The following is a 25,724-nucleotide window of genomic DNA, read 5'->3' on the forward strand; positions in this document are numbered from 1 at the left end:
ATAGAGTCTCACTAAACTACTTTGTTAGCAAAGCCGGGAAAATCCGAATTGACGACTTTGCTCCTGATAAATTTCCTTTATCAAGAAGTTACTCCCTCTACAAGTTACTAATTACCACTTATTAAGTTTTATAATATTATATTACTATGTATAAGCATGTGTGTCAACTATTAATTTCTATCTAATAATTGTTTAATTTGGGCTATGTTTAATAGTATACAAACTCATCAAAGCATCTGATTACTGATCACTGAATTTCAACACTGCACTGTTAAAAAGCCTTACTTCTATATATTGTTGAAATCCAGCGGTTACGAAGGATATGCTATATGAGCGAGCAATTAGAATTAAAATACTATTGAGTTATGACTTCCTCAATCGCTCCTTAAGTTCTCTTATTTCCTCGTCCTTCTGCTCCATCATAGTTTTATAATCAGAATCCATCTTACACAGGTTCCTGTTTAATAAATTTATCATTGAGGCCATTTCATCAGCACTTCCTGATATTCTATTAAATAGAAGCAAGTTAGATTCTAATATCTCAGGGATTTCTTTATGAGAATACCTAAGTTGATGGTCTATCTCTCCATAACCTTCCTCAAATATGGTTCTAACCTGAATTTCAGCTATAACCTTTTGACTGGTAGGGTAAAATTCTATAAGATAATGTACTGACCTATATCCAGACTTTCTAGATTTAATTTGAATATCTAGCTCTTCAAAGCGCTTAGTGTCATCACCTTCTCTAACGTTCGCAGTTATCTCCACTACCTTCCAGGTATCAAGGATAAATTTATGAATTTCCTCCCACTCTTGCTTAAATATATGTATAACTCTTATTCCAATAAGATCATTTATCTCTTCTTTATAGTTATCTACAGTAAACTGAAAATCATCGTTATATTTATTTTTCCTATCTTCTGTCTTTCTTATGACTTTTTCAATCAGTCTACCTGGCTGCTTTATTCTAGACTTTACAGAATGTACTTTGGGATGAGTTCTAAGTATATTAGCTATGAAGTCAGCTTGATTTTCGTAGGTGTCTTTAACAGATATATAGTCTTCATAAATTTCTCCTAGAACTTCTACATCTATATTATTTTTTCTTATTTCCTCTTCTGCAAAAGGATATTTTTTTAGAAAGCTATTTATATTGAACTTAGTTATCATGTAATTCACTCATCCTTTTCTCATTTATATTAATCACTTTTTTTATTATTTTCATATACTTTACACAACTATTTTATAATATATATGTTGCAAGATGAAAATTTCGATATGATATTTAGGTAAGAACATCCATTAATATAAGATAACTAAAATATCCAAACTAGAATATAAAATAAAAATTATAGCGAGGTTTTAAATATGGATATTTTGATTCTTAATAAGATTGCTGGGCATGAAGATGATATAAACGAGTTAAAATCAGCTTTAAAAAAGACTAAAAACACAAGGTTATATAAAAGATATTCTGTTTTACTTAAGCATTTTGATGGATTTACAAATAGAAAAATAGCTGAAATGGAGAATCTAGAAGAACATACTGTTTCTACATATATATGTTGCAAGATGAAAATTTCGATATGATATTTAGGTAAGAACATCCATTAATATAAGATAACTAAAATATCCAAACTAGAATATAAAATAAAAATTATAGCGAGGTTTTAAATATGGATATTTTGATTCTTAATAAGATTGCTGGGCATGAAGATGATATAAACGAGTTAAAATCAGCTTTAAAAAGACTAAAAACACAAGGTTATATAAAAGATATTCTGTTTTACTTAAGCATTTTGATGGATTTACAAATAGAAAAATAGCTGAAATGGAGAATCTAGAAGAACATACTGTTTCTACATATATAAAAAATTATAAATCAAAAGGAATAGATGGATTAAATATTGGCCACGGCGGCGGAGCGCAAAGAAAATCAATTCACTTCAAGAGAAGCTCATTGTAGAAACTATAACTACAAAAACTCCAGAAGATGTAGGCTTCGAATCTAAAATGAATTGGACTATTGAATTAGTGAGGCAATGGGTTATTAAAGAATTTAATATAAATATGTCACATAGAGGAATAGCATATGTACTTCATAGATTAAATTTAAGTTATACTAGACCTACTTACGTCTTAGCGAAAGCTGATAAAGAAAAGCAAGAAATTTTTAAAAGTGACTTTAAAGCTTTAAAAAAATGCCTCAATGGCTTAGTTGATACCATCTTATTTGAAGATGAATCAATGATTAGAGATTATCAAGCAATTCAAAAGAGCTGGTTTATAAGAGGACAACAAAGGAAAATTCCTACGTTCGGTAAAAATGCAGGTGTTAAACTTATGGGAATATTGGATTACGAGACTGGTAACGTATATTGCGAGGAACATGAAAGATATGACGCTAAGATATTTAATGACTTTTTAGAAAACGTACTTAAGCAGTATCCAAAAGGAAAAATTGTTGTGGTATTAGACAATGCTAAGATTCATCATGCAAAGCTGATTCAGCCATTTCTTAATAGAGTTAAAGATAGGCTTGAATTGATGTTTTTACCACCGTATAGTCCAGAAATGAATCTTATAGAGGGGTTATGGGGATGGCTAAAGGCATCTGTTATTAACAATGTCTTTTATAAATCTCTGCCACAAGTTAGAACTGCAATTCAAAAGTTTATAAGTAACATAAATAAGGTTCCTACTCAAACAATAGACAGGCTATGTGTTAGATTGTAGAAACCAATTTGCAATATATATATATAAAAAATTATAAATCAAAAGGAATAGATGGATTAAATATTGGCCACGGCGGCGGAGCGCAAAAGAAAATCAATTCACTTCAAGAGAAGCTCATTGTAGAAACTATAACTACAAAAACTCCAGAAGATGTAGGCTTCGAATCTAAAATGAATTGGACTATTGAATTAGTGAGGCAATGGGTTATTAAAGAATTTAATATAAATATGTCACATAGAGGAATAGCATATGTACTTCATAGATTAAATTTAAGTTATACTAGACCTACTTACGTCTTAGCGAAAGCTGATAAAGAAAAGCAAGAAATTTTTAAAAGTGACTTTAAAGCTTTAAAAAAAATGCCTCAATGGCTTAGTTGATACCATCTTATTTGAAGATGAATCAATGATTAGAGATTATCAAGCAATTCAAAAGAGCTGGTTTATAAGAGGACAACAAAGGAAAATTCCTACGTTCGGTAAAAATGCAGGTGTTAAACTTATGGGAATATTGGATTACGAGACTGGTAACGTATATTGCGAGGAACATGAAAGATATGACGCTAAGATATTTAATGACTTTTTAGAAAACGTACTTAAGCAGTATCCAAAAGGAAAAATTGTTGTGGTATTAGACAATGCTAAGATTCATCATGCAAAGCTGATTCAGCCATTTCTTAATAGAGTTAAAGATAGGCTTGAATTGATGTTTTTACCACCGTATAGTCCAGAAATGAATCTTATAGAGGGGTTATGGGGATGGCTAAAGGCATCTGTTATTAACAATGTCTTTTATAAATCTCTGCCACAAGTTAGAACTGCAATTCAAAAGTTTATAAGTAACATAAATAAGGTTCCTACTCAAACAATAGACAGGCTATGTGTTAGATTGTAGAAACCAATTTGCAATATATATACATATGTAAGTATTACAAACTTTCTATATGATTGTAATTACTGAACTTTATAAGAATTTGTGCATTTGATATAATAAGTATTAGTAAAACTAACCCATTTATCATATCAAATAAAGGAGGTACTGTTTTGCAATTAAAATATACGTTATCCATATTAGATAAGCTTAAGATAACAAATTTTCTATTAAAAAGGGATAGTAGCTTTAAAAAATCCTATGGCCTAAGCATCATAGTAAAACAAATATTGTTAATATATATGATTCCCATACTTTACAAAACCTTTTTAATCGCGTTTGTAGGAGCTGAAAAAAATAGATCTTTAGAATATCACATTGTAGAATTTTTCAAAAATCTATTCGAGAGCTTTTTCGTTGATATATATTCATTAATATCTATAACAGTAATATACCTATTAGGATTTATTATATGGAGAATGCTATTAATATCATTCTCTCAAAGAACTGCTATTAACAATTATGTAAACACCTTATATATAGATGAAGCTGGCATAAAGTTACAAAATAATAACTTCACCAAATCAGTAAATATAACTTATATTAAAGAGATACTGATAACAAATGGGTATTTATATATCTTTGGAGATAATAATTTACTATTTAGTGTTATACCCGTAAATAAAATTATAGCTTCAAAAAGTGAGCTCAATCAACTTTTACAAAAACACTATAAAAGCATAGTTAAAGAGGTGTATTAATGAGTTATGAGTATTATGTAGATGAAAAAGTTATAACTGAGAAAGATAAGCAAGTAACTTCAGCTTTAAAAAGAAGGTTTATGCAAGTGCTCTTTCTTATCAATATTCCAATGCTATATATTCTTATTGTATTTATGCGTTCTTACTATACTGCTACAAAAAAAGTAATACCTAGTAGATTAAATATTTATATTTTAATAACTGCTGTATTTATAGCAATTGCCTTTATCAAGATATTAAAAAATATCCTAAGGGATTCCAAGGTATTTTCTGAGAACACCTTAACTATACTTAAAAAGAATATAATGCCTGAACATGGTAAACGCAGTTTAAGCCTCCTAGATAATGGATTGATGTTAAGAAAATGTTACGGAGAAGTTATTTATGATTGGAGCTTTATTTCGAATGTTTTAATAACCAATAAAGAAGTAAATATAATTGGGAAAGATGGCACTAGTATAACTAGAGTATATCAAGATTATATTTCATTTAATTTAGATGACTTTATTAAGGAATTATCTAAATATGTTCCAGCGAACCGTATAACAAAAAAATATTAATCAATTAATAGTATAAAAAAATCATGCAAGTTAGGAGCCTAGTCCTTGTCTATGCATGATTTTTGTCTTTGTATAAATTTAGATCTACCTTTATGAGATTTTTAGAAATTTTATTTTCTCTCTACTATATCATCTATAAGCCCATAAGCCTTAGCCTCTTCAGCACTCATAAAATTATCTCTTTCCATATCTGCAAGAAGCTTTTCTACTGGTTGTCCTGTGTTCTCGCTATATATTTCAGTAAGCCTCTTCTTTGTTCTCAAAATATTGTCTGCATATATCTTCAAATCAGTTGCTTGACCTCTTAAGCCTCCTGATATAGATGGCTGATGAATCATTATCTCACTATTTGGAAGTGCAAATCTCTTTCCCTTTGTTCCTCCTGCAAGTAAGAAGGATCCCATACTTGCTGCCATACCAATACATATGGTAGATACATCACATTTGATATACTTCATAGTATCATAAATAGCCATTCCTGCTGTAATAACTCCACCTGGACTGTTTATATAGAAGGTAATATCCTTATCTGGATCTTCTGCTTCTAAAAATAACATCTGAGCTACAATTAGACTAGCAGTAGTATCGTTAACCTGATCACTTAAAACAATTATTCTGTCTTTTAATAGTCTGGAGTAAATATCATAAGATCTTTCTCCTCTGCTTGTTTGTTCTACAACCATTGGTACATAACTCATATCTTTCTCTCCTTTTCAATAAGTTTGTGTTTATATAGGGAACCTTTACGAAAACTTAATTTATACTTGTTATAACATCCTGGCTTCTGGGGATTTTGTGGCATGTATAAATTAATAGTTGAAGTTGGTTCCCTATACAGAATTCCTATATCGAAACTTAAGTTATACTTGTTTGATAATCGCGTTTCCTTGGGATTGTAGGGCACGTATAACTTAATAGTTGAGTTAGGAATTCTATAACCTTCAACTTAGATACTTTAATTAATAGCTTAATTTACTAAGCTATACAATAAACACTTACTACCTTAAAAACTTTTCTAATTCATAAAAAGTCGCTGAAGCGACCTTCCTTGGTAAATAATAGTCTATACTTAGACTACGCAGCCTTGCAGGTTATATTTACTATAGATGCTGGAGTCTTTACAACCTCTGCTACTTCTAGTTTCTTGTACATCAATATTCTCTGCTTATTTTTTCTAAGTTCGCTAGGAGAAATATTAAACATCTTCTTAAAAGCTCTAGAAAAAGCTTCTTGCGAACTAAATTGATACTTTAAAGCTATATATACTATCTTTTCTTTCCCTTGTAGTAGCTCTTTAGCCGCTTCAGTAAGTCTTCTCTTTCTTACATACTCCATAACCGGCTCCCCTGCTATGTTATGAAATACTCTATGATAATAGTACTTAGAAAGGAATGCAGCTTTTGCAATATCCTCTAACTGAAGCTTCTCACTAAGATTATTTTCAATATATTCAATTGACTGTTGAATCTTATCAATATAATCCATACCTACCCTCCTATTATCAGTAAAGGCACCAAATCAATATGTTTCTGAATCCTCTTCTAAGGAATCAAGCTATCTCTTTTATAACTATTATACTAACTCGGCACACTCACTAAAGATGCAAGCTCTTATAAAAATTAGAGAAAGTTTTATCTTTACTCTAATTATAAAAACTAAATACTAAAAAATCCTGACATTTATTGCTCAATTTATTACTTAATTATAATTTACCATATATTCACTAAACTTCAATCCCCTTAGCACTTGAAAATAATTTTCAATATTTACATTGAATTAAACTGCTTAATCCATTAGTATACTATTATATAAGAAAAGTAAATTCATAAGATTTAATGAGCAATCTATTTTACTGTCTGAGAATCTATAATTATTACTAACTAAACCTATAAGTATCAAGGTTCTAGAATGGATAACTAGGCAAACATAAAAAAAGAAATCTCATTCTCCTGCCTTTTCTATTATCCATTGGAAGAGGTAGCTATGAAAGAACTAATTGAAGAAGGTTGCTTAACGACTTTTTTATAAACTTGAACCAAAGGAAAGGATGATTTAATACAATGAGTAATTTTGATTTTAAGAATTTAAAGGGAGCTAATCTAAAGATCACAAAATCTGAGCAAACAGAAGAGCAACATACTCACGGCGGAAGCTACGATGGAGATCTAAAGGATGGTAAAAAGAATGGCTTCGGTATTTTTACATACAGTAATGGTACAAGATACATAGGATATTGGAAGGATAACAAGTTCCATGGAGAAGGTACTCTAGCTTACACCAATGGAGAATTATATCAAGGCAGCTGGGTAGAGGATGAAATGAATGGCTACGGCATATACAGCTGGCCAGATGGCGAAAGATATGTTGGCGAGTGGAAAGATGGGTCAAAAACTGGTAACGGTATATATATTTGGGACAATGGCGATCAATTCATGGGCTTTTGGAAGGAAGACAACCGTGAAGGCGATGGAATAATGATCTATTCCGATGGAGAAAAAATTATTGGAACTTGGGAAAATGATGAGTTTGTGAAGAAACTATTCTAACCTTATTATTCTCAAGAATGCATAACAACTTAAATCCTATAATGAACAACAATAATAATATTTTTTATATTTTTTGCTTAATAATATATAAATCAACATACGTGCACTGCTTTCTATAAGAGCTTTGAGCTTCAAATTTTATCGGATGAAATTTGAGTCTGCTAGCTTATAAAAGCAGTGCTTTTTGCTGTAAGCCTTGATTTTCCTATAAATTCTTAAGAAGTTTAAAATTTAAGTTGTTAAGAATTTACCTTTATTTCTTTTTTACTTCTTGAAAGAATGCACCTAATAAACTCTACAAATGTAATAAATATTATTATTTTACATATATTTCTTGACATTTTGCATACCTAGAATTACTATGTATATATACCACACCTAGATTTACTAGGTATGCATAGGAGGCAATGATGAAAGTAAGTAAAGAGCTTTTAAAAGGAAGCACCACAATAATCATTTTAAGTTTACTTAAAGATAAATCCATGTACGGTTACGAAATGATCAAGGAAATCGAAAAGAAATCAAATGGAATCTTTGCTTTTAAGGAAGGGACCCTCTACCCCATCCTTCATTCTCTTCAAAGCGATAACTATGTAGAGTCTTACTGGCAAGAAAGTTCCGAAGGAAGAAAAAGAAAATATTACAAGATAACAAAAGATGGCTTAAATCATCTGAAGAACAGAAAAGAAGAATGGGAAACTTACAAAAATGCTGTTGATAGCTGCTTATGGGAGGGAATAACATGGGCTTAGAAAATAAATCATTTAGAAAGTTTACTGATGAAGTTTGCTCTCAAGTTAAATGTGCAGAGATGCACGAAGATATAAAGGAAGAGCTAAACTGCCACTTACAAGAGCTTGAGGAGGAATATATAGCTCAAGGCTCAACCTGCGAAGAAGCCTCTAAGCTTGCAGTAGCCCATATGGGTGATAGCGAAAAGATTGGCTTTGATCTGAATAAAATATATCAAAGGCGACCTGACTATAAGACCTTATTTATTTGTTCTATCTTCATAGCTATAGGGCTATTAGTTCAATTCTCAATATATAAAAATGCACCTAAGATTATATCCTATAATGATTATATGAAGATGATTATATTAACAATATTAGGTGGAATACTGGGAGTAGTAGTTTATTTTTTAGATTATAGAAAGCTTGAGAAATATTCCTGGCAACTATTTATAGCTGCAACTATACTTATTGGGCTTATCATATTCTTTGGAAAGTATGTCAATGGTAATCGAAATATTATTTTTCTTGGTACAGCTTTTGATTTAAGTACAATAGCTTCTGTATTATATATAATCTCGCTATGCGGATTAATCACAAAGGTATACCACTCAAAATATGGAATACTGAAGCTACTCTTAATGATATGTTTTTCAGGCTACTCCATTTTATTAACAAACCAAGAAGTTTCATTTGTCATCTATTGTGTCCTTATTGTAGGTTTATTGATGTATTCTGGCATCCCTAAAAAACTGATTCTTCTTATGCTTGCCCTAGGAACTTTTTCTATATGTACTTTTATATTTAGTGCAACTTATAGATTTCATAGATTTATATCCATATTTATATTTGCTCGAAAAGGAGATATGAATATGGACTATGTAGTTGGAAAAATTCAATTATTACTATCAAATTCAAAATTTATCGGTAACGGTATATCCAAAGAAGTTATATCTACTACTCCATTAATAAATGTCAATTTCATATTTACCTATATAATCTATAGCTTTGGTTGGATAGTTGGAATAACCATACTTATCATGATTACCCTACTACTATTTAACTTATTTAAGACCTCTAAAAATATAAAAAACAGCTACGGGAAGCTTTTGTTTAAATCCATAACCTTAGCATTAACAATTCAGTTCTTACTACCTATAATGTCAAATTTAAATTTAATATCAAGTCTATATATATCCATGCCCTTCATCGGTTACAATGGTAGCTCCGTGATCATGAACATGGTACTAATTGGGCTTATATGCGGTATATATGGTAGGAAGAATTTAAGTAAATCTTTAGCATCTTCTTCATCAAGTATTGTTACTCAACCTGAATAACCTAAAGGTACTAAGCAGTTAGATTAACAATCTATTGCTTAGTGCCTTTTACCTTTGTTTTAACTGGAAGTTTTTATATTTGTAATAAAGCTCATCTATGATACTTCATATTAAAATTCCTATTTTTCTGCTTCTGTTCTGTGAGTGAATGTTAACTTTGAAAATATATTTACGATTAAAGTATTACAGCTTAATTATCATCTGTCTTAAACTCCTATTACATAGTTTTTATCATATAAAGATGTAATATTTAGATGAACCTCAACCCATTTTATTGTATAATAGGAGTAGTTTACTATAAAATTTCTAATGTGTAATATATATTACTTGGGGGCGATAGCATGAATTGGTTTATGATTTTACTACTAGGAATTTTTATTTTTATGCCTATAATTACTCTAATCCACGAATGTGGCCATTTATTCTTCCTTAAGCTATTCAATGATATCACTGATTACAGAATTACCTTAGGCTCTGGCAAAAGTATTCTAACCTTAGGAAATATAGAGATTTGCCCTTTGTACTTTTTTTATGGACGTATAACACCTGACGATATTTCTGATAGCAGTAAGCTACATAATATTCTATTCCAGTTTGGAGGAATTCTCTTTAGTTTAATTAGCATTATCCTATTATTTATATTAAATAAATTACATCTCATAAGCGATTACGTATATACTCCTTTTTTCGATTTTTCGGTATGGTGCACATTTACTGCAATAATACCTATAAAATATCCTGATGGAAGCATAAGCGATGGCTTAAGGATACTTAGAACCATTAAAGATAATTAATTTTAAAAACATACTTGGAGGACAAAATATGATTTCACAAGCATTAATAATCGATAATAATAAAGTTCTTATGGTAAAGCAATATGTTAAAAGAGGTGATATAGTATGGAACTTCCCCGGAGGAGGCATAGAGAAAAATGAAACTCCAGAAGAAGCCTGTGTAAGAGAGGTAAAAGAAGAAACTGGGTTTGATGTAGAGATATCATCATTATTATATGAGGATGGTTATAAATATACTTACTTAGCTAAAATAATTGGTGGCGAACTAACTTTGGACAAGTCAAATCCTGATAATGAAGATTTAATTGATAACGGCTGGTTTTCCATAGAAGCTGATATATTGGACAGCTATACTAAGCCCATATTGGACATGTATATGGAAAGATCAAATCTAAGGAGACATAAATGAAAGATATATTAATTTGTAACAGAAAAATCTATACCGGCTTATGGTCTTTATCTTCTGAAGAACTAAAAACACCTTTCATCCAACTATTTTCTGGAGATACGGTTTCTGCAGAAGAATTCCACAAACTATACTTTCAATGGTACAACCTAATCCATGAATTTACTCATATTTTAAGAGACCATTATAAAATAAGCTTTGATTGGGCTACTAAAGGAGCCAGCGAAGAACAGTCAGCAAATGATTTTGCAATATCTTACTGGAAGCACTTAGGTGCTAATAAAAATCTAGAAATACTAATTTCTAACATTGAACGTATATTAGATAATATCCCCTCCCCTGTTCCTAACGGAATAGACTTTCTAGATTATTGTAATAAGCATTTTTCTGAACTTCAAACTGTTGAAGCTTATACTTTCCTTCAATTTACCTCTGTGAAAAATTCCTTTTACTCAACTAAAAGCTTTGAAGAAGTTCTTAAGGATTTTGGTTTTAAGAACTTACCTAAATTAGAAGCATTGAACCTTAAGCCTCAATATGATCCTCAATCTATTATAGATAACTGCAGATATTTACTTGGTAAACTAAATATTGAAACACCAAAAGTTGAAGTAATCATATGTGATAACTTGTTTATTCAAAGAGCCGAATAATTTACAAATTCTACTTATAAAAAGCAGAAGATATTTCAAAATATCTTTCTGATGAAATTATTATTTTTTTCACCTCAGAAAGCAAATTCTTAAAATAATAGTTAAATTACACCCATATTAATAAAATTATGGAATATAATTCATTAAAATGTTATAATAGGTAATTATATCGATTTGGGGTGAGCATAATTATGATAGATGAAAAAATAGTTTTAGATTTTTATATTGATCAAATAAACAATGACACAATCTATTTTTTGAAAAATAAACCTTGGTTTAAAGAAGATATTTCAAAGGAAATACTAAAACTTAGAGGCGAAACTGAGATGCATAACAAGATAACTATTTGTAAAAAACTATGGAAACTTTTATTTGAAGCTTCCATGAGCTTTATTGATAATGATAGAAGGGGCTATGATGATTTATTCAATTATTTTGATACATATGTAGACTTTGAGGAGCTTATTTTTGCTTCTGATTCCTTCTATCGTGATCACACAATGCATTGTCTTTGGGTATATTTTTTAGGGGAATATCTAATTAAAAACGAAGATTTTAAACCATTCTTTAATAAGTATGGAAATGATAATGAATTTATTTTCGAGATGTGCCAAGCCGTTCGAAATACAAACTTAACAGAGGCATTTCATTCTTTTATAGAACTTGAAGACATTATGAAATCTATTGAAGGTCACTATGATTCGCTAAGATGTTTGACCGCCTTAACTCATGACTTAGGTTATCCCATAAAGAAAATAACCTCTATAACAAAAAATATAAAATCGATTCTTCCTCATTTCGGCATAAATAATACTGTAGACTTTCAGTTTAACTATTCAGATATTCACGCCAACTTAATAAAGGATTTTCTCAATTTCTTAAGCTACAATTATATCTTCTATGTTGGTGACAGAGATAGAGATACAGCCAGCCATATACTTCCTAAGGTAGCCATTATAAATGAACTCGGCAGCATATTAGGGATAGATGAAACAAAGCTTCTGGAGTTAACAAAGGAAGAAATAGAGACCTTGAAGAATGGACGAGTTAATCTACAATTATTATTCGATTATTCACGCCACATGAGATACTCAAAGGATTTTGAAAACTATCAGCATGGTATAATGAGTGCCTTTTTACTCTTTAGAAAGCTATCAATATTTAACAATACCCCCTTTGCATACAGAGATTTAGGTAATATACAGATCAGTAAACTTGATTTCGTAAAGAAGGAAATTATAACTGAATTACTTATAGCTATAACTGACCATACTAGTGAGGGTTTTCAAATAAGTAAGGTTAGCAGTGACTCAGCATTTTTAACCTTTATAGATGAACTAGAGGAGTTTTCAAGAATATCTAGAGCAAATCAAAACAGACAATATGTTAATGAATTCTGTAAAACTGATATATATGTGGAAAATGGTTATTTAAACATAGATTTTATATTTGACAGCACAAAAATAGACAACCTTGATCCTGAAAGAGCCTTTAAGGGACGCTGTAAGAGATTCCTCACTTTATTTAATATTAAGGGTTTAGATGAGAACTTTAAGCTTAAGCTTAGATGTATAGGAAAATTACCTTATGATACTAATGTATATATGCTGGAAATAAGAAATAAGTTTGCAAATATTACTATAAATGATGAAGAAAAAAATATAAGGCTATACTTAAAAAGCAATCAATTCATGAGTAAGGAAGAGTACGCCTTATAGATATATAAGCCCTACAGTCATAGTCTTGCTTAGTTTGCTCCAATTAATTATTGGTAACCATTTGAAAGTAGCTTGTTCATATTATATAATTGAATATGGTATTTTGATTATTTATTATAGGTATACCAGTTCAAATTAAAATATATAAATCACTAAAAAGATCATCAATAGTTTAAATGATTTCATATATTCTTAAGATTATATAACTGGAGTATCTATTACTCTGAACAGACATACTACTTCAATTCGTAGACCCAAAATAAAGCTTTCGATGAGTATAGAAGCACTATTTTGATATATTTCGTTATGAAGTAGTATGTCTGTAGTTTAATTGTTTGAAGCTAGGAGTAGTTTTAAATACCTAGGAAACCTACAAGCTTGATTTTAATTTGTCTATGTTTAATAATATTGTTTAAATTAAGTGGTCATGAAGGAGATGCTATATGAGCGAGCAATTAGAATTAAATGATTTTTTCAGATGGAGTGGCGTTAAAAATTACTAATACGTTCTTCATTAGTGATTTTTTGCGCATCTGCCTTTTCTGAACGCATGTGAAGAAATTCTGGCAGGCGACATATTCTCTCTCTTTACTCTTTATTTGAATAGCATTCTTAATGTTCTTCAGATTAAGATACATAAAACTTATAAAAAGTGAATCGTTAAATAAAGAGTAAAACTGTATGTTCGAACGTAGTGAGTTTACAGTTTTAGCCATGGAATATGACAAAATCATATTAATTCTTTGCGCAAGCTCATTTAAGCATCGGATGACTGACCGTTTAATTTAAACAGAATACTTTAACAGAGTTTAAACTTTAATATAAATAAGATAAGGAACTGATAATTATGTTGGAAATTTTGAATCAATTAAAGGGATATTTAAAGGCTTTTGAACTACTTAATAATGATAACTATGAAGCTTGTGATTACTTTATAGAAGAGCTTCCTCTTAACAAGGATTACCAAACTTCAATAAATGATTTCCTATTAAAGACTTGTGTATCTAAGGAAGGTCTTTCTGATTTTGATTGTACAGAAATTCAAGATTGGAAGGAAGCTTTATACTATACTTTAGATAACTACTTTTTTAGAAATCAAAAACTTACCGATGATAGACTAAAAATAGCTTTTATAGATATGATTTCGAATTATATAAATGGAGATCATATAACAGTTTTAGCATCAGGAATAAAAAATGGATATAGCTCACTGTCGAAATTTATTCATGAGGTATCTGGTGCAGACTATGTGTTTGTTTTTAAAGATAAAGTTCTACTACTTCACTTGGGTATAAATGATTAATATTTTACTTTTAATACTTATAAAAGGAGCTTATCCTAAGAATACAAGCTCATTTTCATTATAGGTTTATCTACCTAGAAATTATATAAATTCCTAAACAAAAAAATAAAAGACTATGAACCTTCCTAAGAGGCTGTAGTTCATAGTCTTTTTCTTATGACATATAAGTATTATAGTGCTCCCATTATCTTATGAGGAACATAAGGTTCTTCAAGATACTCTATGTCCTCCTTAGTAAGCTTTAGGTTTAGTGCTCCCATAGCATCGTCAAAATATTTTGCCTTTGTAGCACCGATAATTGGTGAGGTAACTCCCTTTGCAAGCTGCCATGCAAGAGCTATCTGCGTCATTGTGGCTCCATACTTCTCAGCAAGTTCATGTACACGAAGTACTATGTTATAATCCATTTCTTGTGTACTATCATATTTTGAAACTGCTGTTTTATCTGTCTGGCTGCGCTTTGTATCAGCCTTCCACTCAAGTCGTGAAAGCCTTCCAGCAGCAAGAGGACTATATGGAGTAAGTGCAACATTCTGCTCCTTACAAATAGGAATCAATTCTCGCTCGTCCTCACGGTAAAGCAGATTGTAGTGGTTTTGCATGGAAGAAAACTGTGTCCAACCATTTCGTTCTGCAGCTATCTGCATGTTATGAAATTGGTAACCATACATTGCTGAAGCACCAAGTGCTCTAACCTTACCAGCCTTAACAAGGCTGTCTAGTGCCTCCATAGTCTCCTCTATGGGAGTATTGTAATCGAAACGGTGAATGATGTATAAATCTACATAATCAGTGCCTAGTCTTTTAAGTGAACCGTCAATTTCACGCTGTATCGCCGCCTTTGAGAGATTCCCTTCATTGAAATAAACCTTGGTAGCTAGGACTACTTTATCTCTTGCAATATTGTTCTTGATTGCACGGCCTAGATACTCTTCACTAGTACCTGCTGAATAGGTGTTAGCTGTATCAAAGAAATTAATTCCTAGCTCAAGAGCTCTTTTGACAAGGGTTTCACTATCTTCAGCGTTCAATGTCCATGCGTGAAAATTGCTTTTAGGGTCACCAAAGCTCATACACCCTACACAAAGACGTGAAACTTTAAGATCTGAATTTCCGAGTTTTGAATATTCCATTTTCTTTCCTCCTCGTATTACGAAAAATTATTTCATCCATATTATATTGGACAACACTTCATTTATTTGCTACTTCGCCTATACCCATAATTCCATACTGTTATTTTCCGGCTCATGGCTTCTGCCACTTTTATAGGTGTCCAACTTCAACTATTAATTAATTTATACAGGCCTAACGATCCCCAGAAGCCGGGATTATAAAACATGTATAAATTAAGTTTTCGTAAAGGATAACTATATATTACCTACATAAAAATTTGCAATATTGCTATTCACATAGTTTGCACCTTTCCTAGAAAAATACTCTATTAGAGATTTTCCCCTGATAATCATCATCCTCAGCTTTCTTGGTTCTAAACAGATATCAAGTTTAAACTATGAGTATATAAGTTTTCCTATGGCATATTTATACTTTACTCTTTGGAGTTAACTCCAAGTCAATAGCTTTTTAATGTTTTTACTAAAAAATTAGGCTATGTTTAAAAATATTATTGAAATTAAGTGGTCATGAAGAAATCATATTAATTCTTTGCGCAAACTCGTCTAAGCATAGGATCACTGACCACTACTTTCAACACGATGCTTTAACAGAGCGAAAAACAGAAAGTTCACTGAGACTAATTTTCTCAATGAACTTTTTTACATATTGTCTCTATTGATTTCACCATGGTAATTTAACATCGTCTATATTAAGACTCTTTATCTACTTAAGTCAATTTCTCTAATTCTATCAGTTATTTTTGATAAAGCATCCGAACTATTGCCTAGTATTCTTACTGTAAGCATATTCTCACAATTCTTGCTTAAGCCAGCTAGAATATTTTTTTGACATTCTAAATATTCTACTAGTGAAGTTCTAAAAGTCTCATCAATTCTATTATTTATTATATATACATTAGCCTGGTGAGTATAACCCTCATAGTAGCCTATCTCATCTAAGTTCTGAGTATTAGGCTCTAAAAAAGTATTATCAAAAAACATCAACTTTCCTTCATGATATATCTTTGTTTTAGAAGAATAGAGGCTAAAATCGAATCTTTCACCAGACATATATCTTCCACAAGATAGTATCTCTCTAAAGATAAGTTCACTTCCAGATTCCATATGTATTTCTGCTTCGCTAAAGAAATTTGAACCACTGTATGGTACTGTAGGCATAAGAAAATACTCAAATCTACTGTTCTTCTCTAGCTCTATATGAAGCTTTTGATAGGCGTTGCCTTCCTTCATATTAAATACCTTACTATAGGATTGGGAATACAAATGCAATCTAGAGCCTTCTTTAAGCTTAAAGTCTAAATAATACCTATCTCCTTCTAGTATACCTGGTGAAACATTCATAACACATAGCTTCATCATATTATGCTCATCTTCATAGAAAGGACTTATAATCTTGAAAGGTGCTGTAAAATAGCTTCTTTCTAAAACTGTCTTGTCCTTTTTAACAGAGGTTTCTATATTGATATGACTATCTTTATAGTAATTATTATTCATTACACGCCCTCAAGAAGAACATTTTCTTTAATCCAGTTTATAACTTCCTCTAAACCTACTCTATGATGTAAGTCAGTAAAAATAAAAGGTTTTTCTCCTCTCATTTTTATAGAATCTCTTTCCATAACTTCAAGACTAGCACCTACATGTGGAGCTAAATCAATCTTGTTTATTATAAGAAGATCTGATCTAGTTATTCCCGGCCCTCCCTTTCTTGGAATCTTGTCTCCTCCAGATACGTCGATAACATAAATTGTTGAATCTGCTAAGTCTGGACTAAAGGTAGCAGATAAGTTATCTCCACCACTCTCTATAAATATTATCTGAACCTCAGGAAACCTCTTTGCCATTACATCAACTGCCTCAAGGTTCATAGAGGCATCTTCTCTTATTGCAGTATGAGGACATCCCCCTGTTTCAACTCCCATTATTCTTTCCCTAGGTAATATACTATTGGCAGTTAAAAACTCAGCATCTTCCTTTGTATATATATCATTGGTTATTACAGCTACGCTGTATTCCTTGCTCATCTCTCTTGTAAGTCTTTCAATCAATGCTGTTTTACCTGATCCTACAGGACCAGCAATTCCTATCTTAACATAACTCATCTTCAAACTTCATGCTGCTTTTACCTCATAACAAGCTAAGTATTGTCAGCATTTCCTCCTTTACCATTTTGATATAACTTATTAGTTTTTAAAGCTTCTCTTCAATCCTCAAGAGAAGCTTTGAAATCTTCCACGGATTTGAAACCATCATAGCTTTATGACATGTATAATCTCGAATACAAATCCTCATGCTGCATAGCTCTTATATCAGCGCCAATACTGCATCTCCCAAGCGACTCTATATCAAGTTCCACTATTTCCTTGGTAATATCCGTCATGACCTGTTGCATGCTAAAAAGTGCTTTCTGTCCATCAAGCTGACCTAAAGGCACTAGCTTTGTACAGTTATTTATTATAGAAGATGCTTGGTTGTATACGTAAGCCATTATTGCCTCTTCCTTAGATATACTGCACTCTGCAGCAAAGATACCAAAAGCAATAGCATATTGTCCATATGCTAAACCTTCTTTTATAGCTTTTTCATACAAGGCTATGCCTTCTGTACCTTTTATGTTATTCACAAGCTTTATAAATCTAGTACTTAGTTTCATACTACCTTCTTTAATCTCTCTTGGAGCTTTGGAGCAAGTAAGCAAATTGTCTAGATTTATTAACTTTTCAATATTCTTTTCTAAAGCATATTCGTAAGCCAGCTTTACAGCTAATCCATCGTTATACTTTACACTGCTCTGAAGCATGTGTTTTAAATATTCCTTTGAGGTTGCCGTATCCTTAACAACTCCCTTTTGGACATAAGTTTCTAATCCATTAGATTGAGTGTAGGAGCCTATGGGAAATATTGAATCCGCAATTTGAAGCAGTGTAAAAAACTGATTACTGATGCTCATGGTCATGACTATGCCCGTGACTGTGACTATGAGTTTCTAAACCATTTATAAGTCTAGCTTCAGTCTTTTCTGGCTTAAAATGATTTTTCTCTAAAAGCTTCATAAGAGGCTCATCATAAGGTACAAGTATCTCTTCATGGTGAAGAAATAATGGAATATGCTTATTACCTATCTCATAACATATTCTTCCCATTTCCTCCATGGTAGCTGGCTTAATGGAAATAGCTTCACACTCAGGTATATTGACTATAAGTATAAACTGCTCATCGTTAAAAAGAACATCCTTATGATTAAGCTTTTTGCTTCCATCCAGTCTTATTCCTACAGTCCTACCGCTGGAACTGATCTTCTTAAGTATTTTTTTGTTCACTTCATACCATTCTACGTCAACAAAATCCATCTCTTTTCCTTGAACCTGGAATTCTTCTAAAGTACCTAATATATTTTCTACTAACATAAATTTCTCCTATTCATATAGATTAAAATAAGAAATACCTCTGTGCCAAAGCTGCTTCTTTTATAGGCTTACAGGTTACATGTTCTCCATTGACCCTTACTTCATAGTTTTCAGGATTCACATCAATCTTTGGGGTCTCTGAATTTAATACCATATCCTTTTTGCCTATATTCCTGCAGTTTTCTACTGGCAGTACAAGCTTATTAAGACCGAGCTTTGCTATATTACCATTTTCTAAAGAAGCCTTGGATACGAAGGTCATACAGCATTTGTACTTTGCCTTGCCAAAAGCTCCAAACATATTTCTATATATTACTGGTTGAGGAGTTGGTATAGATGCATTGGCATCTCCCATTCTACTAGCTGTTATAACTCCTCCCTTTATTATCATCTCAGGCTTTACTCCAAAGAAAGCTGGTTTCCATAGTACCAAATCTGCGTACTTGCCTACTTCTATTGAGCCTACATACTTGGATATACCGTGAGTTATTGCTGGATTTATAGTATATTTTGCTATATATCTTTTTGCTCTAAAGTTGTCGCAACCTAAAGTCTTGTCTTCTGGCAAAAGCCCTCTTTGCTTTTTCATCTTGTCAGCAGTCTGCCAAGTTCTTATTATGACTTCGCCAACTCTTCCCATAGCCTGTGAGTCTGAGCTTAGCATGCTGAAGATACCCATATCGTGGAATATATCTTCTGCTGCTATAGTTTCAGGTCTTATTCTTGAATCAGCAAAGGCTATATCCTCTGGCACTTTTTTATCTAGATGATGACAAACCATAAGCATATCTAAATGTTCATCTATAGTATTAACGGTATATGGCCTTGTAGGATTTGTGGATGAAGGCAATATATTAGGAAAAGCTGCTATTTTCATTATATCTGGAGCATGCCCTCCGCCTGCACCTTCTGTGTGATAAGTGTGAATTGTTCTTCCACCTATTGCTGCTATGGTATCTTCTACAAAACCACCTTCATTCAATGTATCAGTATGAATTGCTACTTGAACATCATACTCCTCTGCTACCGCAAGGCAAGTATCTATAGCCTTAGGAGTACTTCCCCAATCTTCATGTAATTTTAGTCCTAGTGCTCCCGCTTCTACTTGCTCTCTCAAGGCATCAAGAGAAGAAGAATTACCCTTTCCTAAAAAACCAAGATTCATAGGAAATTCTTCTGATGCTTCAAGCATTCTCTCCATGTAAAAAGCTCCTGGAGTACAAGTAGTAGCATTAGTTCCATCTGCTGGACCAGTTCCTCCCCCTATCATTGTGGTTATACCACTATAAAGAGCAGTCTCAATCTGCTGAGGAGATATAAAGTGAATATGAGTATCTATTCCTCCAGCGGTTAGAATAAGCCCTTCTCCAGCTAAAGCTTCAGTAGAGGCACCAACTATCATGTTCTCATCAACATTATCCATAATATCTGGATTTCCTGCTTTTCCTATGCCTACTATCTTGCCATCTTTTATACCTATATCCGCTTTAAAAATGCCTGTATAGTCTAGAACTAGGGCATTGGTTATAACTAAATCTAGCACGCCTTCCGCTCTTTTGTCTAAGGCAGACTGTCCCATACCATCTCTTAAGGTCTTTCCTCCGCCAAACTTACACTCATCACCATAGGTAGTATAGTCCTTTTCTACCTCTATGATTAGATCTGTATCGGCAAGTCTTACCCTATCACCAGTAGTTGGTCCATACATATTAGCATAGTCTCTTGCTTTTATTTTTACGCTCATCTCTATTTCACCCCTTTAAATAAACCAGCTTTAGCTCTTTCTATACTTGCTTCTTTATTGCTTTCATCAGTAGAACCTGAAGTCAAGTCATTAAGTCCATATACTAGCTTTTTACCGCCTAGCTCTACCAATTGTATTTCCTTTTCTTCACCGGGTTCAAATCTTACTGCTGTGCCAGAAGGTATATCAAGTCTCATACCAAAGGCTTCTTCCCTATCAAATTGAAGGCACTTGTTTACTTCAAAAAAATGAAAATGTGAACCAACCTGCACTGGTCTATCACCAGTATTTGCTACAACTAAAGTCTTAGTTTTTCTTCCTTCGTTACATATAATATCTCTATCTTTAACGATGATTTCACCTGGTTTCATACTTCCACCTACCTTATTGGATTGTGAACGGTAACTAGTTTTGTACCATCAGGAAAGGTTGCTTCAATCTGAACTTCATCTATCATCTCAGCTATACCCTCCATAACATCCTCTTCCTTTAATATAGTTGTTCCAAAGCTCATAAGCTCTGTTACAGTCTTCCCATCTCTAGCCGCTTCCATAAGCTCAGAGCAAATAAGTGCCACTGCCTCTGGATAGTTTAATTTTAACCCTCTATCCTTACGCTTTCTTGCAAGCTCCCCAGCATAATGAAGCATCAGTTTTTCCATTTCTCTAGGAGTAAAATACATACACACACCTTACCTTTCTATTAACTATTGCTTACTTTCCTACTTTGCCCAGCTGCCTTTCCCAATGTATATGAGGAACGTCAGGCAGATGAATAAGTTTTATTTTTACTGTATGCGCTAAGAGCTGTTGTAAATTCTTGATATTACTAGGCTTAGTTATAGCAATATTTATGTTTTCTATACAGTAAAAAGGCATCTCAATTAAGAGATACCTCCTTGTATCAATATTTTAACTTTATTTTATTTATGTGGAATATTTTTCTTATGCCAATATTATACTATCAGTATTCAATTCATACAATAAGCGTTTTATAAATTAATTAGTTTGCCTACTTGCATTACTTCATCTAGAAGTACCACTTCATACTAAAATATATGTTTTCAAATTTTCCTCTCAGAAGCCAGATTATTTTTTAAAATAGTTATCTGATTAAAGTGGTGCATCTTTATAAGCTATTAACTTTCTAAAGCTGTGTCCGGCATATACTAATATAGTAATTAACAAAAACACTGGAGATAAATATAATAATAGTAATTTGCTTTTGAATATTGAAGAAATCATAACAATGAATATTAATGGTAACAATGTGAGAATAAAGTATGGCTTTAAAACTTTAAAAATATGCTCCGCTGAAAATAAATCCTTCACTTCTACCCAGTTTAGTGACATATTCTCAATATCCAACTGAATTAAAATTATTGTCATTCCAATTATATATGTCACTGCAATGACTTCAAGTAATAAAAATTCAAGAAAATTGGAGTAGAATACCATTATCAGTACATTACTACTTATAAATACAATAATATTAGTTAGCATTGCAACTATGAATTTTGCTAACAGAAAATCTCTTTTTTCCACTGGGAAAACCTTAAGTTGAGTTAAAGATCTTCCTTCTCTTGAGAATGACGTAATCATCGTAGCATTTCCTATTTGAAAGCTTAACAACCATAAAACCAGCAGAAAAGGTTTTAAACTAGGTGCAATTACTATAATATTACTAATTTGTCTTCTAAATACCAGCAGTCCTATGGCACCGATTATAGAATACATAAAGTTAAAAGTTATACAATTAAATCTAATAGATGGTATTTGTATTATTACTTTAAGATCTCTTATCACATTGGAGATAATAGTATTTTTAGGTCTAAAATCATAATTACTTGTATCAACTTCTGATTTTTCAGAGGCTTTTGAGGCAAAGATTTCACTTTTCATAATACTAGCATATGCTTCACCAAGCTTATAAAAGCCAAAACTTGAAATAGTTATTATAGACATTGCTATGAAATAATTTATAAATAAAGCTTTACTTAAACTCTCTTTAAAAAAGCTGTACAGCAACAAATTATTAAAGACAATATGGTTAATTAAAGCTGACTTCATAAGAAAATAAGTGAGTATCATTACTGCTATATCAACTAATATAAGCCAAATATCAATTTTCCAAGTAGCTTTCCTATTACTAATTGCGGCCACAACCCAGAATATAGTTAAGGTTATTAAGGTAATATACACAACTGGAACAGCAGTAATAATAATTTGGTATATAAATACCTGTAAATAATAATTAATGCTGACATGTTCCAAAATACCATAACTAAATAAAAACACAACAACCAATATGGAAACCAAAGAATTATATAAATAGCTCATAACAGCTTTAGAAAATAGTAGCTTTCCAGGTTTTATTGGAAATATAATCATTTCCTTCCAATCACTAGCTAGATAGAAGGTAGTAATTATCTGCTTAAGCATAAGTAAGCTACTTATAAATAATTGAATATTTATTATGGAATTAAGCATTAATATTTCGCTTCTACTTGTATGTAAAGTGTTAAATACTCTTGCAAAAGAAATCTCCATGCAGCTAATAGCAAAAATGATAAAAATAACTGCCTTTATTAGCTTGCCGCCTCTACCTTCTTCCCCTAGAGTCAAATTCAATTTACTTCTTACATTAGTCTTTATAAGAGAGACTAATTGTTTTTGAGGAGTTAGTTTTAATTGTGTCATCTCTAAACACCTCCATGTAAATTTTCTCCAAGTCATAGGAATTATTAAATTTATTTTTTAGTTCAGAAAGCTTTCCAAAAAATAAAGTTTTCCCTTTCTTAATCAATATAACCTCATCACAAAGATTTTCTACTATTTCTAAGATGTGTGAGGATAAAAGTATTATATTTCCCTTGCTTGCGTATTCCTTCATGAATAACTTTAACTCATAGGTGATTTGGGGATCTAACCCATTAAAAGGTTCGTCTAGTATCCAAACCTTAGGGCTATGTATCAAGGAAGATATTATCATTATTTTTTGCTTCATTCCTTTAGAGAACTTGTCCATTCTTGTATTTAAATCATTTAGTATATCAAATCTTTCAGCTAGTCCTAATATTTGCTTCTTTCTTTCTTCCTCAGAAACCTTATACATATCTGCCACAAAGTTTAGATACTCTATAGCCTTTAAACTTAAGAATTTATTTTCATCATCAGATACATAACCTATCTGCCTTTTAACCTCCATGGCACTATCCTTGATAGTTTTACCATTGATACTAATGCTCCCCTCTGAAGGATCCTTAATTCCAATAAGCATGCTTATAGTTGTAGTCTTACCTGCACCATTAGGCCCTACTAAACCTAAAATACTTCCATCTTTTATCTCAATATTAAGATTATCTACGGCAGTAAAATCCTTATATCTTTTTGATACATTTTTAATACAAATCATAATATCCCCAGCCCTTTCGTCAAAATGTATTCTCTTTAATCAAGTAATTTGCAAGCTTGTTTATATTGAACCTTTAATTTAATAGCCTTCACTTGCTAACTCCCCCTGGTGAAGCTAAGTCTTCCTCAAACTGAGAGTTTAATGATCTTGCTCAAAGAATTATATTATTTTGTCATATTCCATGTCTAAAACTTATATTGCAAACGTTATACCTTATTATGTCAACAATGTATATATAATGCCAACTGTGTTTTCATAAGCTACCTTAAGATATGCTTATAAAGCATAAAAAAAAGAGAGCTATGCTCTCTTAAAATTGGTAAATCTGATAAATATCAAGTTTTTCCCACTATAATAACAATTTTTTAACTAAAACTTAAAACTCTTATCTTCTTCTTCTAAAACTTCAACTATGAATCTATCAAACTCAATATCTTCAATAAAATTATCATTGTTAAAGGTAGTTTTCCTTCTTTTATTGAAATCCCTAATATTAGTTTCTAGCCAGTAAGGCTTTCCTATATCAAACTTTTCGCAAAGTTCATTTATGCAATCCTTTACCGCTTCCTCATAGTTTTCTTCCTTATCAGAAGTAGCCACTTCATCTAAAATTATCTTATTATTTCTTATAACTTTTCCCCATATTCTTATCATCATATTTTCCTCCAACTATACATCCGTGACTATTGTATATCAACAATTATAAACGCTTTTAAAATAGTTCATTAGCTCATTGAAATTAAGTGTTCAACTATCTATATATTACCTAGCTTGCACGTATAGTATCTACTATATAAGCACTTGATTTCAACGATATTACTAAACTTATCCAAGTTATAGACTTGAATACATCACATATTTTATGATTGAATGTTTTCTTAGGATTATACATTAATATATTACTATTATCAATAGCATAGTATGGTTACAATATATAGTTATTTCTTCTTTTAGTCGCGGATCACTGGTATTTCCATAATAAGTGTGTTCCTGTAAAAACTTTGCTATAACTTGTTCCGCCAACAGCTTCTGCAAGTTTATTGCCCTTTCCGTCCTTTTGTGTAAGCTTATTATTATTTAGGTCGTAGAATAATGTTCTCTGTAGCTTTCTATAGTGTCAAAAGTTGCCTTGCGAAAGCCAGAACGGAGAACCTTATTTGGAAAAATCTTAAAGAAGTTAACCTATCACTCTTGACAGTGGCAAAAGCAAATGCTACTATATCATTAATGGATATATCCATTAATGATATATCCATTAATGATATTAAGGAGGCTCAAAATTGTCCCGAAAAAATTCAATTGAAAGTGAACAATTAACTGATACAACATATTATATTTTACTCTGTCTTACTGAACCAGCTCATGGTTATGCACTGATGAGCAAGATTCAGGAGATATCTTCTGGTACTTTTGATGTAGGACCCGCAAGTATGTATACAAACTTAAAAAAGCTGTTGGGTGCGGACTTGATTGAGATAACAGAAGTTGATAAAAAATCCTACCAATTAACTTCAAAAGGTACACGACTGCTAGTTGACGAATATGAACGGAGATCCAAAATTGTTCAGCAAAGTAAAAATATAATTGAGAAAATAAGGAGAGGTTAAT

General features: G+C 31.6%; 28 protein-coding genes and 1 pseudogene. 15 read left to right on the forward strand and 14 right to left on the reverse strand.

Annotated elements, in window-relative coordinates; genetic code table 11:
• Nucleotides 1-363: 363 nt before the first annotated feature.
• Nucleotides 364-1,170, reverse strand: a complete 807-nt coding sequence (locus C1I91_RS23265) for a RelA/SpoT domain-containing protein (RefSeq protein WP_128215047.1) — start codon at nucleotides 1,168-1,170, stop codon at nucleotides 364-366.
• A 198-nt stretch (nucleotides 1,171-1,368) separates the two neighbouring features.
• Here C1I91_RS23265 and C1I91_RS23270 point away from each other — a divergent pair, with 198 nt between their 5' ends.
• The 6 genes and pseudogenes from C1I91_RS23270 (at nucleotide 1,369) to C1I91_RS23295 (ending at nucleotide 4,927) form a co-directional block, all read left to right on the forward strand.
• Nucleotides 1,369-1,590: a hypothetical protein gene (locus C1I91_RS23270; protein WP_128214155.1), complete on the forward strand. Its 222-nt coding sequence runs from the start codon at nucleotides 1,369-1,371 to the stop codon at nucleotides 1,588-1,590.
• An 86-nt stretch (nucleotides 1,591-1,676) separates the two neighbouring features.
• A pseudogene (locus tag C1I91_RS23275) lies at nucleotides 1,677-2,736 on the forward strand (IS630 family transposase).
• Between the two features lie 8 nt (nucleotides 2,737-2,744).
• Complete coding sequence (locus C1I91_RS23280) at nucleotides 2,745-3,116, forward strand: helix-turn-helix domain-containing protein (protein ID WP_128215048.1); 372 nt, start codon at nucleotides 2,745-2,747, stop codon at nucleotides 3,114-3,116.
• A gap of 25 nt (nucleotides 3,117-3,141) precedes the next feature.
• A complete protein-coding gene (locus C1I91_RS23285) occupies nucleotides 3,142-3,630 on the forward strand; it encodes an IS630 family transposase (protein WP_128215049.1) in 489 nt (162 codons plus the stop codon).
• Between the two features lie 149 nt (nucleotides 3,631-3,779).
• Nucleotides 3,780-4,367: a hypothetical protein gene (locus C1I91_RS23290; protein WP_128215050.1), complete on the forward strand. Its 588-nt coding sequence runs from the start codon at nucleotides 3,780-3,782 to the stop codon at nucleotides 4,365-4,367.
• Nucleotides 4,367-4,927, forward strand: a complete 561-nt coding sequence (locus C1I91_RS23295; RefSeq protein WP_128215051.1) for a hypothetical protein — start codon at nucleotides 4,367-4,369, stop codon at nucleotides 4,925-4,927. Before C1I91_RS23290 ends, C1I91_RS23295 begins: the two co-directional genes overlap by 1 nt.
• Before the next feature lie 110 nt (nucleotides 4,928-5,037).
• On the opposite strand, the gene clpP is transcribed toward C1I91_RS23295, so the two are convergent.
• Nucleotides 5,038-5,625, reverse strand: coding sequence for an ATP-dependent Clp endopeptidase proteolytic subunit ClpP (gene clpP / locus C1I91_RS23300; protein WP_128215052.1), 588 nt, complete (start codon nucleotides 5,623-5,625; stop codon nucleotides 5,038-5,040).
• A gap of 376 nt (nucleotides 5,626-6,001) precedes the next feature.
• Entirely contained in the window at nucleotides 6,002-6,412 is a 411-nt protein-coding gene (locus C1I91_RS23305) for a helix-turn-helix transcriptional regulator (protein WP_128215053.1), read from the reverse strand.
• Between the two features lie 575 nt (nucleotides 6,413-6,987).
• Between C1I91_RS23305 and C1I91_RS23310 the strand changes: the two genes are divergently transcribed.
• The 8 genes from C1I91_RS23310 (at nucleotide 6,988) to C1I91_RS23345 (ending at nucleotide 14,418) form a co-directional block, all read left to right on the forward strand.
• Entirely contained in the window at nucleotides 6,988-7,473 is a 486-nt protein-coding gene (locus tag C1I91_RS23310) for an MORN repeat-containing protein (protein ID WP_128215054.1), read from the forward strand.
• Between the two features lie 410 nt (nucleotides 7,474-7,883).
• Nucleotides 7,884-8,225, forward strand: coding sequence for a PadR family transcriptional regulator (locus C1I91_RS23315; RefSeq protein WP_128215055.1), 342 nt, complete (start codon nucleotides 7,884-7,886; stop codon nucleotides 8,223-8,225).
• On the forward strand, nucleotides 8,216-9,544 hold the full coding sequence (locus tag C1I91_RS23320; protein ID WP_164880632.1) for an FtsW/RodA/SpoVE family cell cycle protein: 1,329 nt from the start codon (nucleotides 8,216-8,218) through the stop codon (nucleotides 9,542-9,544). The genes C1I91_RS23315 and C1I91_RS23320 overlap by 10 nt, the downstream gene beginning before the upstream one ends.
• A 341-nt stretch (nucleotides 9,545-9,885) precedes the next feature.
• The gene (locus tag C1I91_RS23325; protein WP_128215057.1) at nucleotides 9,886-10,338 is read left to right on the forward strand and encodes a hypothetical protein; all 453 of its coding nucleotides are present in this window, start codon (nucleotides 9,886-9,888) and stop codon (nucleotides 10,336-10,338) included.
• Between the two features lie 28 nt (nucleotides 10,339-10,366).
• Nucleotides 10,367-10,747 (forward strand): NUDIX hydrolase, encoded by a 381-nt coding sequence (locus C1I91_RS23330; protein WP_128215058.1) that lies wholly within the window; start codon nucleotides 10,367-10,369, stop codon nucleotides 10,745-10,747.
• Nucleotides 10,744-11,397, forward strand: coding sequence for an ImmA/IrrE family metallo-endopeptidase (locus C1I91_RS23335; RefSeq protein ID WP_128215059.1), 654 nt, complete (start codon nucleotides 10,744-10,746; stop codon nucleotides 11,395-11,397). Before C1I91_RS23330 ends, C1I91_RS23335 begins: the two co-directional genes overlap by 4 nt.
• Nucleotides 11,398-11,588: 191 nt before the next feature.
• Nucleotides 11,589-13,115: a hypothetical protein gene (locus tag C1I91_RS23340; RefSeq protein ID WP_128215060.1), complete on the forward strand. Its 1,527-nt coding sequence runs from the start codon at nucleotides 11,589-11,591 to the stop codon at nucleotides 13,113-13,115.
• A gap of 859 nt (nucleotides 13,116-13,974) precedes the next feature.
• On the forward strand, nucleotides 13,975-14,418 hold the full coding sequence (locus tag C1I91_RS23345; RefSeq protein WP_128215061.1) for a hypothetical protein: 444 nt from the start codon (nucleotides 13,975-13,977) through the stop codon (nucleotides 14,416-14,418).
• Between the two features lie 170 nt (nucleotides 14,419-14,588).
• Here the strand turns inward: C1I91_RS23345 and C1I91_RS23350 are convergent, their stop codons facing one another.
• The 11 genes from C1I91_RS23350 to C1I91_RS23400 all read right to left on the reverse strand — a co-directional run bounded on the left by C1I91_RS23350 (nucleotide 14,589) and on the right by C1I91_RS23400 (nucleotide 24,773).
• On the reverse strand, nucleotides 14,589-15,551 hold the full coding sequence (locus C1I91_RS23350) for an aldo/keto reductase (protein WP_128215062.1): 963 nt from the start codon (nucleotides 15,549-15,551) through the stop codon (nucleotides 14,589-14,591).
• A gap of 699 nt (nucleotides 15,552-16,250) precedes the next feature.
• On the reverse strand, nucleotides 16,251-17,045 hold the full coding sequence (locus tag C1I91_RS23355; RefSeq protein WP_128215063.1) for an urease accessory protein UreD: 795 nt from the start codon (nucleotides 17,043-17,045) through the stop codon (nucleotides 16,251-16,253).
• A complete protein-coding gene (ureG, locus tag C1I91_RS23360) occupies nucleotides 17,045-17,653 on the reverse strand; it encodes an urease accessory protein UreG (RefSeq protein ID WP_128215064.1) in 609 nt (202 codons plus the stop codon). Before ureG ends, C1I91_RS23355 begins: the two co-directional genes overlap by 1 nt.
• A 155-nt stretch (nucleotides 17,654-17,808) precedes the next feature.
• Nucleotides 17,809-18,501, reverse strand: coding sequence for an urease accessory protein UreF (locus C1I91_RS23365; RefSeq protein WP_164880633.1), 693 nt, complete (start codon nucleotides 18,499-18,501; stop codon nucleotides 17,809-17,811).
• Entirely contained in the window at nucleotides 18,488-18,958 is a 471-nt protein-coding gene (gene ureE / locus C1I91_RS23370) for an urease accessory protein UreE (RefSeq protein WP_128215066.1), read from the reverse strand. Before ureE ends, C1I91_RS23365 begins: the two co-directional genes overlap by 14 nt.
• Nucleotides 18,959-18,980: 22 nt before the next feature.
• Nucleotides 18,981-20,702 carry an urease subunit alpha gene (ureC, locus tag C1I91_RS23375; protein WP_128215067.1) on the reverse strand — a complete coding sequence of 574 codons (1,722 nt, stop codon included), beginning with the start codon at nucleotides 20,700-20,702 and terminating at the stop codon, nucleotides 18,981-18,983.
• 2 nt (nucleotides 20,703-20,704) lie between these two features.
• Complete coding sequence (gene ureB / locus C1I91_RS23380; protein WP_128215068.1) at nucleotides 20,705-21,073, reverse strand: urease subunit beta; 369 nt, start codon at nucleotides 21,071-21,073, stop codon at nucleotides 20,705-20,707.
• Nucleotides 21,074-21,081: 8 nt separating this feature from the next.
• Entirely contained in the window at nucleotides 21,082-21,384 is a 303-nt protein-coding gene (gene ureA, locus C1I91_RS23385; RefSeq protein WP_128215069.1) for an urease subunit gamma, read from the reverse strand.
• A 430-nt stretch (nucleotides 21,385-21,814) separates the two neighbouring features.
• Nucleotides 21,815-23,401 carry a hypothetical protein gene (locus C1I91_RS23390; protein ID WP_128215070.1) on the reverse strand — a complete coding sequence of 529 codons (1,587 nt, stop codon included), beginning with the start codon at nucleotides 23,399-23,401 and terminating at the stop codon, nucleotides 21,815-21,817.
• A complete protein-coding gene (locus C1I91_RS23395) occupies nucleotides 23,346-24,116 on the reverse strand; it encodes an ABC transporter ATP-binding protein (protein ID WP_128215071.1) in 771 nt (256 codons plus the stop codon). The genes C1I91_RS23390 and C1I91_RS23395 overlap by 56 nt, the downstream gene beginning before the upstream one ends.
• 369 nt (nucleotides 24,117-24,485) lie before the next feature.
• The gene (locus tag C1I91_RS23400; RefSeq protein WP_128215072.1) at nucleotides 24,486-24,773 is read right to left on the reverse strand and encodes a hypothetical protein; all 288 of its coding nucleotides are present in this window, start codon (nucleotides 24,771-24,773) and stop codon (nucleotides 24,486-24,488) included.
• A gap of 623 nt (nucleotides 24,774-25,396) precedes the next feature.
• Between C1I91_RS23400 and C1I91_RS23405 the strand changes: the two genes are divergently transcribed.
• Entirely contained in the window at nucleotides 25,397-25,723 is a 327-nt protein-coding gene (locus tag C1I91_RS23405; RefSeq protein ID WP_205694251.1) for a PadR family transcriptional regulator, read from the forward strand.
• Nucleotide 25,724: the final 1 nt, after the last annotated feature.

Source organism: Clostridium manihotivorum (assembly GCF_004015185.1).
Classification (GTDB): Bacteria; Bacillota; Clostridia; order Clostridiales; family Clostridiaceae; genus Clostridium_AR; species Clostridium_AR manihotivorum.

Excerpts from the sequence above, each read along its gene's own strand:
- C1I91_RS23265 (WP_128215047.1), bottom strand. The coding sequence starts at position 1,170 with ATGATAACTAAGTTCAATATAAATAGCTTTCTAAAAAAATATCCTTTT.
- C1I91_RS23270 (WP_128214155.1), top strand. The coding sequence starts at position 1,369 with ATGGATATTTTGATTCTTAATAAGATTGCTGGGCATGAAGATGATATA.
- C1I91_RS23285 (WP_128215049.1), top strand. The coding sequence starts at position 3,142 with ATGATTAGAGATTATCAAGCAATTCAAAAGAGCTGGTTTATAAGAGGA.
- C1I91_RS23295 (WP_128215051.1), top strand. The coding sequence starts at position 4,367 with ATGAGTTATGAGTATTATGTAGATGAAAAAGTTATAACTGAGAAAGAT.
- clpP (WP_128215052.1), bottom strand. The coding sequence starts at position 5,625 with ATGAGTTATGTACCAATGGTTGTAGAACAAACAAGCAGAGGAGAAAGA.
- C1I91_RS23305 (WP_128215053.1), bottom strand. The coding sequence starts at position 6,412 with ATGGATTATATTGATAAGATTCAACAGTCAATTGAATATATTGAAAAT.
- C1I91_RS23310 (WP_128215054.1), top strand. The coding sequence starts at position 6,988 with ATGAGTAATTTTGATTTTAAGAATTTAAAGGGAGCTAATCTAAAGATC.
- C1I91_RS23315 (WP_128215055.1), top strand. The coding sequence starts at position 7,884 with ATGAAAGTAAGTAAAGAGCTTTTAAAAGGAAGCACCACAATAATCATT.
- C1I91_RS23320 (WP_164880632.1), top strand. The coding sequence starts at position 8,216 with ATGGGCTTAGAAAATAAATCATTTAGAAAGTTTACTGATGAAGTTTGC.
- C1I91_RS23325 (WP_128215057.1), top strand. The coding sequence starts at position 9,886 with ATGAATTGGTTTATGATTTTACTACTAGGAATTTTTATTTTTATGCCT.
- C1I91_RS23330 (WP_128215058.1), top strand. The coding sequence starts at position 10,367 with ATGATTTCACAAGCATTAATAATCGATAATAATAAAGTTCTTATGGTA.
- C1I91_RS23335 (WP_128215059.1), top strand. The coding sequence starts at position 10,744 with ATGAAAGATATATTAATTTGTAACAGAAAAATCTATACCGGCTTATGG.
- C1I91_RS23340 (WP_128215060.1), top strand. The coding sequence starts at position 11,589 with ATGATAGATGAAAAAATAGTTTTAGATTTTTATATTGATCAAATAAAC.
- C1I91_RS23350 (WP_128215062.1), bottom strand. The coding sequence starts at position 15,551 with ATGGAATATTCAAAACTCGGAAATTCAGATCTTAAAGTTTCACGTCTT.
- C1I91_RS23355 (WP_128215063.1), bottom strand. The coding sequence starts at position 17,045 with ATGAATAATAATTACTATAAAGATAGTCATATCAATATAGAAACCTCT.
- ureG (WP_128215064.1), bottom strand. The coding sequence starts at position 17,653 with ATGAGTTATGTTAAGATAGGAATTGCTGGTCCTGTAGGATCAGGTAAA.
- C1I91_RS23365 (WP_164880633.1), bottom strand. The coding sequence starts at position 18,501 with ATGAGCATCAGTAATCAGTTTTTTACACTGCTTCAAATTGCGGATTCA.
- ureE (WP_128215066.1), bottom strand. The coding sequence starts at position 18,958 with ATGTTAGTAGAAAATATATTAGGTACTTTAGAAGAATTCCAGGTTCAA.
- ureC (WP_128215067.1), bottom strand. The coding sequence starts at position 20,702 with ATGAGCGTAAAAATAAAAGCAAGAGACTATGCTAATATGTATGGACCA.
- ureB (WP_128215068.1), bottom strand. The coding sequence starts at position 21,073 with ATGAAACCAGGTGAAATCATCGTTAAAGATAGAGATATTATATGTAAC.
- ureA (WP_128215069.1), bottom strand. The coding sequence starts at position 21,384 with ATGTATTTTACTCCTAGAGAAATGGAAAAACTGATGCTTCATTATGCT.
- C1I91_RS23390 (WP_128215070.1), bottom strand. The coding sequence starts at position 23,401 with ATGACACAATTAAAACTAACTCCTCAAAAACAATTAGTCTCTCTTATA.
- C1I91_RS23395 (WP_128215071.1), bottom strand. The coding sequence starts at position 24,116 with ATGATTTGTATTAAAAATGTATCAAAAAGATATAAGGATTTTACTGCC.
- C1I91_RS23400 (WP_128215072.1), bottom strand. The coding sequence starts at position 24,773 with ATGATGATAAGAATATGGGGAAAAGTTATAAGAAATAATAAGATAATT.